General features: G+C 72.3%; 11 protein-coding genes and 1 riboswitch. Of the genes, 7 read left to right on the forward strand and 4 right to left on the reverse strand.

The window, feature by feature from the left end; all coding sequences use genetic code 11:
- Positions 1-23 precede the first annotated feature (23 nt).
- The 5 genes from ACQEVI_RS12940 (at position 24) to ACQEVI_RS12960 (ending at position 5051) form a co-directional block, all read left to right on the forward strand.
- Complete coding sequence (locus tag ACQEVI_RS12940; protein ID WP_432899214.1) at positions 24-1703, forward strand: glycoside hydrolase family 6 protein; 1680 nt, start codon at positions 24-26, stop codon at positions 1701-1703.
- Between the two features lie 191 nt (positions 1704-1894).
- Positions 1895-2653 carry an alpha/beta hydrolase family protein gene (locus ACQEVI_RS12945; protein WP_432899217.1) on the forward strand — a complete coding sequence of 253 codons (759 nt, stop codon included), beginning with the start codon at positions 1895-1897 and terminating at the stop codon, positions 2651-2653.
- A gap of 164 nt (positions 2654-2817) precedes the next feature.
- Complete coding sequence (gene purS, locus ACQEVI_RS12950) at positions 2818-3114, forward strand: phosphoribosylformylglycinamidine synthase subunit PurS (protein ID WP_357503794.1); 297 nt, start codon at positions 2818-2820, stop codon at positions 3112-3114.
- Complete coding sequence (purQ, locus tag ACQEVI_RS12955) at positions 3114-3863, forward strand: phosphoribosylformylglycinamidine synthase subunit PurQ (protein WP_432899220.1); 750 nt, start codon at positions 3114-3116, stop codon at positions 3861-3863. The genes purS and purQ overlap by 1 nt, the downstream gene beginning before the upstream one ends.
- 27 nt (positions 3864-3890) lie before the next feature.
- Entirely contained in the window at positions 3891-5051 is a 1161-nt protein-coding gene (locus ACQEVI_RS12960) for a GNAT family N-acetyltransferase (protein ID WP_432899223.1), read from the forward strand.
- A gap of 22 nt (positions 5052-5073) precedes the next feature.
- On the opposite strand, the gene ACQEVI_RS12965 is transcribed toward ACQEVI_RS12960, so the two are convergent.
- Entirely contained in the window at positions 5074-5856 is a 783-nt protein-coding gene (locus ACQEVI_RS12965; protein WP_432905924.1) for an MBL fold metallo-hydrolase, read from the reverse strand.
- Positions 5857-5979: 123 nt separating this feature from the next.
- On the opposite strand from ACQEVI_RS12965, the gene ACQEVI_RS12970 reads away from it, so the two are divergent.
- Complete coding sequence (locus tag ACQEVI_RS12970; protein ID WP_432899225.1) at positions 5980-8466, forward strand: glycoside hydrolase family 3 N-terminal domain-containing protein; 2487 nt, start codon at positions 5980-5982, stop codon at positions 8464-8466.
- A gap of 45 nt (positions 8467-8511) precedes the next feature.
- Here ACQEVI_RS12970 and ACQEVI_RS12975 read toward each other — a convergent pair whose 3' ends face one another.
- Both ACQEVI_RS12975 and ACQEVI_RS12980 read right to left on the reverse strand, forming a co-directional pair.
- Positions 8512-9777 (reverse strand): O-succinylhomoserine sulfhydrylase, encoded by a 1266-nt coding sequence (locus tag ACQEVI_RS12975; RefSeq protein ID WP_432899228.1) that lies wholly within the window; start codon positions 9775-9777, stop codon positions 8512-8514.
- Positions 9774-10223, reverse strand: a complete 450-nt coding sequence (locus tag ACQEVI_RS12980; RefSeq protein ID WP_432899230.1) for a rhodanese-like domain-containing protein — start codon at positions 10221-10223, stop codon at positions 9774-9776. Before ACQEVI_RS12980 ends, ACQEVI_RS12975 begins: the two co-directional genes overlap by 4 nt.
- Positions 10224-10568: 345 nt before the next feature.
- Positions 10569-10682, forward strand: a riboswitch (SAM riboswitch).
- Positions 10683-10713: 31 nt separating this feature from the next.
- Here ACQEVI_RS12980 and ACQEVI_RS12985 point away from each other — a divergent pair.
- Positions 10714-12135: an aminotransferase class V-fold PLP-dependent enzyme gene (locus ACQEVI_RS12985; protein ID WP_432899233.1), complete on the forward strand. Its 1422-nt coding sequence runs from the start codon at positions 10714-10716 to the stop codon at positions 12133-12135.
- A 5-nt stretch (positions 12136-12140) separates the two neighbouring features.
- Here the strand turns inward: ACQEVI_RS12985 and ACQEVI_RS12990 are convergent, their stop codons facing one another.
- A complete protein-coding gene (locus ACQEVI_RS12990) occupies positions 12141-13652 on the reverse strand; it encodes an amidase (RefSeq protein WP_432899235.1) in 1512 nt (503 codons plus the stop codon).
- Between the last annotated feature and the right edge of the window lie 52 nt (positions 13653-13704).

Raw genomic sequence — 13704 nt, forward strand, 5'->3', positions numbered from 1 at the left:
CGGTACGGCCAACGGAGGTCACCGTGTCTACAGCACAGCGCCGCACGCGCGGCACGTCCCCGCTCAGATCCCGCCCACGCAGGTCCCGCACTGTGGTGGCAGCAGCAGTGGGTGCGCTCCTCGCAGCTCCAGCACTGGTCGCCGGGAGTGCGCCGGCCGTCGCGCTCGAGGACAACCCGTTCGTCGGAGCCGGGCAGTACGTCAACCCCGACTGGACGGACCTGGTCGAGACGGCCGCCGATCAGGTCGGCGACGCGGGCCTCGCCGCCGACATGCGGGCCGTCGCCGACGAGCCGACGTCGGTCTGGATGGACCGGATTGCGGCGATCGCGGGCACCGAACGCCAGCACGGCCTGGAGTGGCACCTCGACCAGGCGGACGCCCAGTCCGGTGGCTCGCCCCTGGTGTTCAATGTGGTCATCTACGACCTGCCGGGCCGCGACTGCCACGCCCTCGCGTCGAACGGTGAGCTGCCGGCCACCGCGGAGGGCATGCAGCGGTACAAGACCGAGTACATCGACCCGATCGTCGCGCTGCTGAACCAGCCGGAGTACGAGAACCTGCGGATCGTCGCCACGATCGAGCCGGACTCGCTCCCCAACCTCGTGACCAACCTGTCCAACCCCGCCTGCGCAGCCGCTGCGCCGTACTACCGCGAGGGTGTGCAGTACGCGCTCACCAAGCTGTACGAGGTCGGCAACGTCTACTCCTACCTCGACGCCGGGCACTCGGGCTGGCTCGGCTGGCCCGACAACTCCAGCGGCTCAGCGAGGGAGTTCGCCGACGTCATCCGGAGCGGCACCTACGGGTGGGACGCCGTGTCCGGCTTCGTGACCAACACGGCGAACACCACGCCGCTGGAGGAGCCGTTCCTGGCCAACCCCGACCTCCAGGTCGGCGGCCAGCCGGTCAGGTCCGCCGGCTGGTTCGAGTGGAACCCGGACTTCGACGAGCTCGACTGGACGGCGCACCTCTACGACCTGATGGTCGCCCAGGGCGCGCCGTCGAGCATCGGCATGCTCATCGACACCAGCCGTAACGGCTGGGGCGGCTCGGCCCGTCCGACGGCGGTCAGCACGTCCAGCGACCTCAACACCTATGTGAACCAGTCCAAGGTGGACCGCCGGAACCACCGGGGTGCCTGGTGCAACCCGTCGGGTGCGGGGATCGGTGAGCGGCCGACCGTCACGCCGTCGGGTCACCCCGAGTCCCACCTCGATGCCTACGTCTGGGTGAAGCCCCCGGGGGAGTCGGACGGCTCCTCGACCGAGATCCCGAACGACGAGGGCAAGCGCCTCGACCGCATGTGCGACCCGACGTACCAGTCCAGCGCACTGGGCGGGCAGTTCACGGGCGCTCTCCCGGACGCGCCGCTGTCGGGCCACTGGTTCCAGGCGCAGTTCGAGATGCTGGTCGCCAACGCGTACCCGGCCATCAACCCGACCGACCCGACCGACCCGACCGACCCGACCGACCCGACCGACCCGACCGACCCGACCGACCCGACCGACCCGACCGACCCGACCGACCCGACCGACCCGGTCGAGGAGTGCACGGCGGCGGCCTGGAGCGCGTCGGCCGTCTACGTGGGCGGGGACACCGTCTCGCACAACGGCCACGAGTGGCGCGCCAAGTGGTGGACGCAGAACCAGGCGCCCGCGCCGTCCGAGTGGGGTGTGTGGCAGGACCTGGGCGCCTGCTGAGCTGAGCTGTCAGACGCTCCCGCAGTTGTCAGACCCCCAGGTCACTCGGGTGACCTGGGGGTCTGACACGTGTGCACGCGTCTGACACGTGCGCGGGTCGAGCCTGTCGAGACCGTCTCGCTGCGTATCGGCGTCATCTCCACGAAACTCAGGTGACGTTAATATCGCCGCCTGTCGACAGGGGAGTTGTCGTGGCTGAGCGCGTCACGTTCGAGAGCACCACGGGACCGCGCCTCGCGGGCATCGTCGATCTGCCCGAGGGCGAGGTGCGCGGCTGGGGAGTGTTCTCCCACGGGTTCACGCTGGGCAAGGACTCGCCGGCCGCCGCCCGGATCTGCAAGCAGCTCGCGGTCGAGGGCATCGGGATGCTCCGGTTCGACAACCTGGGCCTCGGTGACTCCGAGGGCGACTGGGGTGACGGCTCGTTCACGCACAAGGTCGCCGACACCGTGCAGGCGTGCCGGTTCATGGCCGACCGGGGGCGGCCGGTCCACCTCCTGGTGGGGCACTCGTTCGGCGGCGCGGCCGTGGTCGCGGCCGCCGGGGAGGTCCCGGGCGTGCAGGCGGTCGCGACGATCGGCGCACCGGTCCAGCCGCGGCACGCCGAGCACAACTACGACGCCGTCCTGGGCCGCGTCTTCGACGAGGGGCACGCCCAGTGGATGGTGGGCGGGCGTGCGCTGACGCTCAAGCGGCACTTCGTGGAGGACGTCCGGCGGGCCGAGCTGCGCTCGAAGATCCGCGAGATGGACTCACCGCTGCTGGTCATGCACTCGCCGACCGACAGCACCGTCGACATCTCGAACGCGGGGGAGATCTTCCGGGAGGCGCGGCACCCGCGCTCGTTCGTGTCGCTGGAGGGCGCGGACCACCTGCTCACCGCGCCGGGTCAGGCCAAGCGCGCGGCCCGCATCATCAGCGCCTGGGCGGACCAGTACCTGACGGTCTGACCGGCTTCGACTACAAAAAGGTAGTCATTGCCTATGACTACCTGATTCACGTCATTGACGCAGTGCCACGCAGGTCACTGCCCCTGGGCAGCGGGGCGCCCTGGCGCGCAAGTAGACTCTCCCCGGAATTCCCATCGCCTTTCGCCAGTCAGCTAGGAGCTTTCGTGGGACGCGTTGTCGTCGAGGTCATGCCCAAGCCCGAGATCCTGGACCCCCAGGGCAAGGCTGTGGTCGGAGCGCTGCCGCGCCTCGGCTTCACCCAGTTCTCCGGTGTGCGTCAGGGCAAGCGGTTCGAGCTCGAGGTGGACGGTGAGGTGACGCCCGAGATCCTCGCGGCCGCTCAGGAAGCCGCAGCCACCCTGCTGTCCAACCCGGTGATCGAGGACGTGGTCTCCGTCACCGAGGCCACGGAGGACGCCGATGTCGCCGGTGAGGCGAGCGGCGCGCCGGTGAACGCCTGATGTCGGCGACCGAGCCGACGTCGGCCGCCACGCCGATGCCCGGGATCGAGGACGCCCGCATCGGCGTCATCACGTTCCCCGGCACGCTCGACGACCGTGACGCGGCGCGCGCCATCCGCCTGGCCGGTGGCGAGGCGGTGTCCCTGTGGCACGCCGACGCGTCGCTGCAGGACGTCGACGCCGTGGTGCTGCCCGGCGGCTTCTCCTACGGCGACTACCTGCGCGCGGGTGCCATCAGCCGGTTCGCGCCGGCGATGGCCGCGGTGGTCGACGCCGCCAACGGCGGCATGCCGGTGCTCGGCATCTGCAACGGCTTCCAGGTCCTGACCGAGGCGCACCTGCTGCCGGGCTCGATGGTCAAGAACGACCACCTGCACTTCGTGTGCCGGGAGCAGTCGCTGGTCGTCGAGAACGCGCGCACGGCCTGGACCAACGAGTTCCGTCGCGGGCAGCAGATCAAGATCCCGCTGAAGAACCAGGACGGCCAGTTCGTCGCGGACGAGCGCACGCTCGACGAGCTCGAGGGTGAGGGTCGCGTCGTGTTCCGTTACGACGGCTGGAACCCGAACGGCTCCCGCCGCGACATCGCGGGCATCACCAACGACCGCGGCAATGTGGTGGGGCTCATGCCGCACCCCGAGCACGCGGTCGAGGCGGGCTTCGGTCCGGCGTCCGCCGAGGGGCCGCGCGCCGGCGTCGACGGGCTGACGTTCTTCACGTCGGTGCTGTCCTCGCTGGTCCACGCGTGACCGTCGGTCCGCTCCGGGCGGGCGTGCATGGCCGCTGAGGTTCTCGCGGGGATCAGCATCGAGAACGTCGGCTGGGAGCACGGCGAAGCCGTTCGGCTGCGCACCGAGCAGCAGCGTGAGATCGACGCACGGTACGCGCAGCCGGGCGTGCCCCCGGTGACGTCCGGGCCGGACCCGCGCGACCAGGTGGATCCCTCGATCGTGTTCGCGACCCTGCTGCTCCGTGTCGACGGCGAGCCTGCTGGGCATGCCGCGATGCGCGACCTGTCGGGCCGCGACGACCACCAGGGCGGCCTGCACCCGGACGGGACCGCCGAGGTCAAGCGCGTGTACGTCGCGCCGGACTTCCGCGGTCGCGGGCTGTCCCGCACCCTGATGAGTGCGGCGGAGGACGTGGCCCGCGCCGCGGGCGTGCGGCACCTGATCCTGGAGAGCGGGCTCATGCAGCCCGAGTCGCTGGGGCTGTACCTGCGGCTGGGCTACGACCCCGTCGAGCCGTTCGGCGTGTTCGCGGACGAGCCCGACTCGCGGTGCTTCGGCAAGTGGCTGGTGCCGGATCCCACGCCCACATCGGTCGAGCCCTCGTTGTCGGCTGATCCCTCGTCGTCGGTCGAGCCTGTCGAGACCCCGGAGATCCGCGAGGTGCCCTGGGACGACCTCGTCGCCGCAGCGCTGCGCCGCGACATGTGGGCCTTCAACCAGGAGCGCTACCCCGAGCTCGTGCGTGATGTCGAGGCGCGCGGCGGGTACGACGCCGTTGACGCCGAGCGAGGGCGCGACGCACGGGCGACCTTCCTGGCGACGCTCGACGGGCAGCCGGTGGGCTGCGCGACGCTCGCGGCGGCGCAGGTGGGGCCGGCGCACCTCACGGCGGACCCGCTGATCGGTTACGCCGGGCTCGCGCAGTCGGGCGTCGGCCTCGGCGCCGAGGACCCTCGCGGCTTCGAGATGCGGAGCGTGTTCGTCGACCCGGCCGCCAGGCGGTCGGGCGTCGCGAAGGCCCTGGTCCGGCAGGTCGAGGAGACTGCCCGACGCCGGGGCGGGCTCGCGCTGTACCTCGTGACGGGCGTCCGGCAGCCCGAGGCGCTGCGGCTCTACGTGCGGCTCGGCTACCGGCCGGTGCTGCCGTTCCCGCCGCACGACGCCCCGGACGACCCGCTGCTCCTCTTCCTGGGCAAGGCCCTCTGACCCTGCACGCTCGGGGCAGGGCTCACGGCCGCCGGAGATACTCCAGCTGCGCGCGCACCGACGAGCGCGCCGCGATCAGCACGGACGGGTCGACGTCGGCGTAGACGGCACCGGTCACGGCGTCCAGAAGCGTGTCCGGGAGTGATGACCCGGCGTCGGGCAGCTCTGCTCCGAGGCCCCTGAGCGCCGAACGCACCTGGTCCAGCCGCTCCAGGCGGTGCGCGCGGTACGCGCGCACCGCCGAGCCGAGGTCCTGGATCACCGGCCCGTGCCCGGGCAGGCCGCGGACCGGCCCCGGCAGGTCCAGGGCGCTCAGCCGGTCGAGCGAGGCCAGGTAGTCGCGCAGCGAGCCGTCCGGCTCGGCCAGCACGGTGGTCCCGCGGCCCAGCACCGTGTCGCCGGTGAGCACCACGGACGACGACCCGTCCGACACCACGAAGCACACCGAGTCGGCGGTGTGCCCGGGTGTGGCCAGCGCCTCGATGCGCAGGCCGGCAAGCTCCAGCACCTCGCCGTCGGCCAACGAGTCGACACTCGCACCGCCGCCGACGCTGAACTCGGGCAGCCCGCCCCGCGAGGGTGCCCCGGTCAGCTCGCGGAACCTGGCCAGTCCACCCGTGTGGTCCGGGTGCCGGTGGGTCACGAGCGCCAGCTCCACCGGGCCGGCCCCGACCAGCGCGGCCAGGTGCGGTTCCAGCAGCGGGCCCGGGTCCACCACCACACAGCCTGACGAGCCGGGCGCGCGCAGCACGTACGACCGGGTTCCGTCGAGGGTCATCGGGCCGGGGTTGTCGGCACGCAGCATCCACGCGAAAGGGGCAACGGGTTCCACCGCATCACCTTATCCAGTGGTCAACATGGCTTGTGCGAGTGCGAACTCCGGTGTGAGATCGGTAAATCACCTCCCAAGGTCGAGAGGAACCCCAGGATGTCTGCCATCCACGGCACCGCGCGGCACCCCCGCGCCCGTAGTGTTCCCGCACTCCTCGCAGCAACCGCACTCGCCGTGACCCCCCTCCTCGTGCCCACCCCCGTCTCGGGTGCGGCGTCCGCCGCCGCGAACGCCGAGGTGGTCGTGAGTGCGGGACCCGTCGTCTTCGTGGAGGACGGCGACACCGCGACCGTCACCGTCACCGTCCGGGCAGACGGCGCGGTCCTCGCCGAGCCGGTCAGCGTCGACTGGCGCACGGGTTCCGGCACCGCCACCGCCGACGTGGACTACGAGGCAGGTTCGGGCACCCTCGAGTTCGCGGCGGGTACGCAGTCGGGCACGGAACGTACGATCACCATCCGGACGAGGGAGTCCGAGGCGGGTGAGACGGCGGAGACCGTCCCCCTGGCGTTGGCGTCGAGCGACGCGGAGGTCACTACCGACCCCACCGTCGTCGTCCGCGCGCACGGCCTGCCCTACCTGAACGAGCGCCTGCCCGTCGAGGAGCGCGTCGCCGACCTCGTGAGCCGGATGACGCTCAAGGAGAAGGCCGGGCAGATGACGCAGGCCGAGCGCGGCAACGTGGCCGGCTCCCCGGCGGTGATCACGGAGCTCGGCCTGGGCTCGATCCTCAGCGGCGGTGGCTCCACGCCCGCGGACAACACACCGGAGGGCTGGGCCGACGCGATAGACGGCTTCCAGGAGCGTGCGCTCGCCACCCGCCTGCAGATCCCGCTGCTCTACGGCGTCGACTCGGTGCACGGGCACGGCAACCTGGCCGGCGCGACGATCCTGCCCCACAACATCGGGCTCGGCGCCACGCGCGACCCGCTGCTCGTCGCAAGGGCCGAGCGCATGGTCGCCACGGAGACCCGGGCGACGGGTATCCCGTGGACGTTCGCGCCCTGCCTGTGCGTCGTACGTGACGATCGCTGGGGCCGGACCTACGAGTCGTTCGGGGAGCATCCGGCGCTGGCGAGCGTGCTCGGCGCGGCGGCGGTGCTCGGGCTCCAGGGGACGCGCCTGGACAGCAGCCGGTCGGTCCTCGCGACGGCCAAGCACTTCGTGGCCGACGGCGACACCGCGTACGGCACCGGCGAGGGCGAGTACACGGTGGACCAGGGCATCACCGAGCAGAGCCGCAGGCATGTCGAGTCCGTGGACCTGCCGCCCTACGCGACGGCGATCGCGGCCGGCGTCGGCTCGGTCATGCCCAGCTACTCCAGCATGGACTGGACCGACGACGGCCTCGGCAACCCCGTGAAGATGCACGCCCACGACGAGCTGATCAACGGGTGGCTCAAGCGGGACCACGGCTTCGACGGGTTCGTCATCAGCGACTACCAGGGCATCCACCAGATCCCGCCGCTCGCCGCCGACTCGCCCACCACCGACCAGATCGTCACCAGTGTGAACGCGGGCGTGGACATGTTCATGGAGCCGTCGCAGTTCGAGCGGTTCCACAGCCGGCTGGTGGCGGCAGCGCAGGACGGCGCTGTGACGCCGGAGCGCATCGACGACGCCGTGTCCCGGATCCTCGCCGCCAAGTTCGAGCTGGGGCTGTTCGAGGAGCCCTTCGCCGACCGGTCCCACGCGGACGACATCGGCTCGGCCGCGCACCGGACGATTGCCCGCAAGGCGGTGGCGGAGTCGCAGGTGCTGCTCAAGAACAGCCGGCGCGCGCTGCCGCTGGACGACGACGACAGCATCTACGTGGCCGGCCGCAACGCCGACGACCTCGGCAACCAGGCCGGCGGCTGGACCGGCACCTGGCAGGGCTTCTCGGGGGACGTCACCGAGGGCACCACGATCCTGGAGGGCATCGAGGCCGCGGCCGACGACGTCACCTTCAGCGAGGACGCGTCCGCGCCGACCGACGGCGCCGACGTCGGCGTCGTCGTCGTGGGCGAGACGCCGTATGCCGAGGGCTTCGGCGACGTGGGCGGCCCGGAGTGGGCCTGGGACCCCGCAGACGGAGGCATCCCCCGCGAGGAGAAGTCGATGTCCCTCCAGCCCGGCGACGCAGAGATCGTCGAAAAGGTCTGCGCCGAGATCAGGACCTGTGTGGTTCTGATCGTCTCGGGAAGGCCGCAGGTGATCACCGAGCAGCTCGGCTCGATCGACGCCCTGGTCGCCTCCTGGCTCCCGGGCACAGAAGGCGCCGGCGTAGCGGACGTCCTGTTCGGCGAACGCCGCTTCACGGGCAAGCTGCCGCTCTCCTGGCCCCGCTCAGCAGACGACCCGGTGGTCAACGTCGGCGACGAGGGCTACGCCCCGCTCTTCCCGTTCGGCTGGGGCCTCTCGACAGGCGGCCGCACGTCGACCCTGGACGACCACCGCCGAGACCTCCAGGACGAGGTCCTCGACCCAGCCAACGGCGTCCCGCCGCAGGCCGCAAACGCAATCGCCAAGTCCGACGTAGCCCTCCTGGAAGGCAAAAAAGCCCAAGCCCTCCGCCTCCTCACAGAGGCGCGCGAAGACTGACCCGACCTGACCTACGAGGGGTGGGGGAAGGGAACCAGAAAAAACTCAGCGCGACACAGCCAACGCCTGCTCCACGTCGAAGATCAGGTCCCGCGTGTCCTCCAGGCCGATCGACAGCCGCACCGTAGTCTCCGCGATGCCAACGGCGGCCCGCCCCACCGCGCCGAGCTTGCGGTGCGTGGTCGTAGCGGGATGCGTGATGAGCGACTTCGCGTCCCCGAGGTTGTTCGAGATGTCGATCACCTGGAGCGCGTCGAGGAACCCGAAGGTCCGTTTCTTCGCGGTCTCGGCGTCAGTGGCCTCCGGTACCGCGAGGTCGAACGTGACCACCGTGCCGCCGCCGCTCATCTGCGCGCGCGCCAGCTCGGCCTGCGGGTGGGAGTCGAGGAACGGGTAGCGCACGGCGCCCACCCCGGGCAGTTCCTCCAGGGCGTGGGCGACGGCGAGCGCGCCCGCGCCCTGCGCCGCGAGCCGCACGGGCAGCGTCTCCAGCCCCTTGAGCAGCGTCCACGCGTTGAAGGGCGAGAGCGACGGTCCGGTGTTGCGGATGAACGTCTGCACGGGCCCGGTCACGTACTCGGTGGTGCCCAGGATCGCGCCGCCCAGCACGCGCCCCTGCCCGTCGATGTGCTTGGTCGCGGAGTAGACGACGACGTCGGCGCCCAGCTCCAGCGGCCGCTGCAGCAGCGGGGTGGCGAACACGTTGTCGAGCACCACGGTCGCCCCGGCGGCGTGCGCGAGGTCGGCGACGGCGCGCACGTCCACGATGTCCTGCATCGGGTTGGACGGCGTCTCGAAGAACACGACGTCGGCAGGCGTCGAGAGCGCCTCCTCCCACTGGGCGAGCACGTGCCCGTCCACGTAGTCGGTGCGCACCCCCCACTTCTTGAAGATCTCCTCGAAGATGACGACGCTGGACCCGAACAGGGCCCGGGCCGCGACGATCCGCGATCCGGACTGCACGAGCGCGGCGAGCGACGTGAACACCGCGGACATCCCGGTCGCCGTCGCGTAGCAGGCCTCCGCGCCCTCCAGCAGGCGCAGACGCTCCTCGAACGTGTGGACCGTCGGGTTGCCGTAGCGCGAGTAGACGAACCGGTCGAGGTCGCCGGCGAACGCGGCCTCCGCCTCGGCCGCCGAGTCGTAGACGTAGCCCTGGGTGAGGAACAGAGCCTCGCCCGTCTCCTGGAACTCGGTCCGCTGGTGCCCGCCGCGCACGGCGAGCGTCGCGGGCCGGACGTTCCGGGGGAGCGGCTTGCGGCCGGACCCGCCGGGGGTCGCGTCGGCCGGGAAGGCTCCGGTGACGGTCACTGGGCGCCCTCCGTCCAGGGCAGCCCGGCGACCTTCCAGCCCTGCTGGTCTCGGACGCCGTCGGCTCCCGGCGCGCCCTCGAAACCCTCCAGCACGTTGTACGACGGCGCGATGCCGGCCGCCGTGGCGAGCCGTGCCGCGCCGATCGAACGCTGGCCGGAGCGGCACAGGAAGACGACCGGGCCCTCGGTGACGCCCGCGGCCTTGAGCTCCTCCAGGAACTGCTGGTTGGGGCGGCCGCCGGCCCGGACCCACTCGCTGAACACCGGCTGCCTCTCGAGGGATGCCGTGTCGGGGATGCCGATCGCGCGCCACTCGCCCTCGGTGCGGACGTCCACGAGGGTGGCGGCCGGGTCGGCGGCGAGCAGGTCCCAGGCCTGCTGGGGCGTGATGTCGCCGGCGTAGCCGTCGGCGGGGTGGGCTTCGATGTGCGCGGGGACGCTCATGTGCTCCTCCATCGGTCGTGGCGGTAGCACCCTCGTCCGTTCTCGCCAGGGGCGGGAACGCTGGGTTGCTGCGGCGTCGTCGTGCCACGTCACTCGGCCGCTCGGGATGGTCGAACGCGATCTTACGACACGACGTCCGGTAGGTGGGATGCCGTCTCGCACCCTGGTCGGGACCGCGGTCGGGGTGTGGATGGAACTGTGGACAAGCCTGTGGATGAAGCTGTGGACGATGCTGCGGACGAGAAGGAGCGCTGTTCTCTTCAGACGCCTTCAGCGCCCGGATCGTGAGACCAATATCTGAGACGAGCGTTGACAGGAATTTTGCCGCAGCACAGGATGACGTCAGGTCATGAGTGCCAGCGTCAAGCCCCGGCTCGCTGGTCGGCAACCCTCCTACCGCGGTGGGGTGCCCCGGGTGACGACCTGGCCGCGCGCAGCCGCGCGTGGCAAGCGCGGGGGAACCTCCCCCAGGACTGTGCTGGAGGACGTCATGTCTGCAACCACCCTCGCCCATAACGACGCCGTCGCCGACGTCGCACCCCTGCGGCCCGTCGTCGGCGGTGCGACCCTCGTCCCGCTGGTGGACGGCAGCCGGGTCCCGTACGCGAACCTCGACGTCGCCGCGTCGGCGCCTGCCCTGCAGGCCGTGGCCGACCGCGTCACCCAGGTGCTGCCTCTGTACGCCAGCGTGCACCGCGGCGCCGGATACCTCTCCCAGGTGAGCACCGCGCTCTACGAGACCGCCCGCCGCACCATCGGAGCGTTCGTGGGCGCCCGCGAGGACGACCTGACGGTCATCACGCGAAACACCACCGACTCCCTGAACCTGCTCGCGGGCTGCGTCCCGGCGCAGCCCGACGGCGAGCCCGGCCGCGTGCTCGTCCTCGACGTCGAGCACCACGCGAACCTGCTGCCCTGGCAGCGCGGCACGGACGCGACAGTGCTGACCGGTGGCGCGACGGTCGCCGAGACGCTCGACCAGATCCGCGAGGAGCTCAGCGACGCCGCCGCTGCGGAACGCCCGTTCGCCCTCCTCGCCCTCACCGGCGCCTCCAACGTGACGGGGGAGTCGCTCCCGGTCGACGAGATCGTCGCCATCGCCCACGAGCTCGGCGCCCGCGTGGTGCTCGACGGCGCCCAGCTCGTACCCCACCGCCGCATCTCCCTGGAGACCACCGGCGTCGACTACCTCGCCTTCTCCGGGCACAAGACCTACGCCCCGTTCGGCGCGGGCGCGCTGGTGGGCCGCCGCGACTGGCTCGACGCCGGCACGCCCTACCTCGCCGGCGGCGGTGCCGTGCGGCGCGTGCGCGTCGCGGGCACCGAGTGGCACGAGGGCCCCGCCAGGCACGAGGCCGGATCGCCCAACGTCATCGGTGCGGTGGCGCTCGCCGCGGCGTGCGAGGAGCTCGCCGCGCTCGCCCCCGCCGACGTCGCGGCGCACGAGAACGCGCTCCGCCGTCGCCTCGTGTCGGGGCTCGAGGCGATCGACCGTGTCGAGGTCGTGCGCGTGTGGGCCGACGCCGTCGACCCGGTAGGCGTCGTGACGTTCACCGTGGCGGGCTACGACCCGGGCCTCGTGGCCGCGTACCTGTCCGCCGAGCACGGGATCGGCGTGCGCGACGGCCGGTTCTGCGCGCACCCGCTGCTCGGCCGCCTCGGGTTCGACGCCGGTGCGGTGCGCGCCTCGGTCGGCGTCGGCACCGCCGGCGAGGAGGTCGAGCGCCTGATCGCGGCGGTGGGCCGCCTGGTGTCCGAGGGCCCGCAGGCCGGGTACGACGTCGTCGACGGACTCTGGGTCGTGACCGACGACCCGCGCCCCGTCCCGGAGGGTTCGGGCCTAGCGGGTCTCCTGGCGACGGCGGCCCTGGGCTTCGACGAGAACTTCGGCTGCCTCCCGGACGAGGACTGAGGTCGTCAGAGCGGGAACTTACGCGGGCGGGGGAGCTCCGCCTCCAGCTGGGCCGCCAGCGCCAGCAGCGTGAGCTCGCCGCCCGGCCGCCCGATGATCTGCACGCCCATCGGCAGCCCGGCGGGAGCCTCCGCGGTGGCCTCGGTCCAGTGGGTCGGTACGGTGATCGCCGGCAGCCCCGCGACGTTGAGCATCGACGTGAACGGCGTGTACTGGCACTGCTGCTCGAAGTTCCGCTCGGGGTCCTCGGCGTCGTACCAGCCGATGGGCCGGGGCGTGAGCGCGAGCGCGGGCGTCACGACGGCGTCGTACGCACTGACCTGGGCCACCAGGGACCGTTCGAAGGCGGTGAGCGTGCGCACCGCCTCGGCGAGCTGCCGCGCGGGCACCTCGCGACCCGACCGGATCAGCCACTGCGTCAGCGGCTCCAGCCTGCCGAGCGTCTCCGGATCGTCGATCGGCACCGCGGAGGCGCCGCCCATCCACAGCGTCCGGAACGCCGGCGCGTACTCGGGGGCCTCGGCCAGCGTGGTCTCCTCGACGTCGTGCCCGAGCCCGGACAGCGCCCGCACGCCGGTCTCCAGCGCGACGCGCGCCTCGGGTGACACCGTGATGTCGTAGAACCCGTCCCAGGCCGACGAGGTGGTCACGCCGATGCGTGCCCGCCTGCCTCCCGGCCCGCGCCCGCCCGTTCCCGGCGCGGGCAGCGCCGCGCGCTGGGCCGTCGCCAGGTAGGCCCCCGCCTCGTACGACGGCGCCCGCAGCGAGTACGGGTGCGCGACGTCGCCCCCGGCCCGCCTGGGGAGCATCGCCTCGAGCAGGAGGGCGGCGTCGGCGACGGTGCGCGCGATCGGTCCGTTCACGACCAGCCCGCCCAGCGAGTCGACGCCGCTGCCCGCGGGCAGGAGCCCGCGCGTCGGCTTGAGCCCGACGACGCCGCAGGCCGCTGCCGGGATCCGGATCGATCCGCCGCCGTCGGACCCGGGGGCGAACGGCAACATGCCGGCTGCCACCGCCGCGGCCGCCCCGCCGCTGGAACCGCCGGCGCCGCGGGTCAGGTCCCACGGCGTGCGTGCGGGCGGGGTGTGGACCGGCTCGGTGTAGGCAGGGAAGCCGAGCTCGGGCGCCGCGGTCTTGCCGAGGCTGACGACGCCGGCGGAGTCGAGGATCAGGACTATCTCGTCGCTCTCCTGGGCCGGCGCCAGGTCCGCGAACGCACGCGACCCGAATCCGGTCGGCACACCCGCGCGGTTCCACAGGTCCTTGTCGCCAGTGGGTAGCCCCCACAGGCTGCCCGACGCCGGGGGCGTGGCCCGGCGCGGCCCGTCGCCGTCCCGCTGGAGTGCTGCCGCCCGCTCCCTGGCGAGCTCCGGGGTGACCGTTGCGAAGGCCCCGACACCGGGGTTCAGCCGGGCCACCCGCTCGAGGAAGTGGTCGGTGACCTCGGCAGGCGTGAGCTCTCCGGAGGCGAGGAGGTCGCGGAGCTCGACGGCGGTCCGCTCATGCAGGGCATCCATCCGGCCAGGCTATGTGGTTCGCCGCGGCGGGCCAGGTGCTCGGCTGAGGCAC

Origin of the sequence: Promicromonospora sp. CA-289599, from assembly GCF_050936155.1 — a bacterium.
Classification (GTDB): domain Bacteria; phylum Actinomycetota; class Actinomycetes; order Actinomycetales; family Cellulomonadaceae; genus Promicromonospora.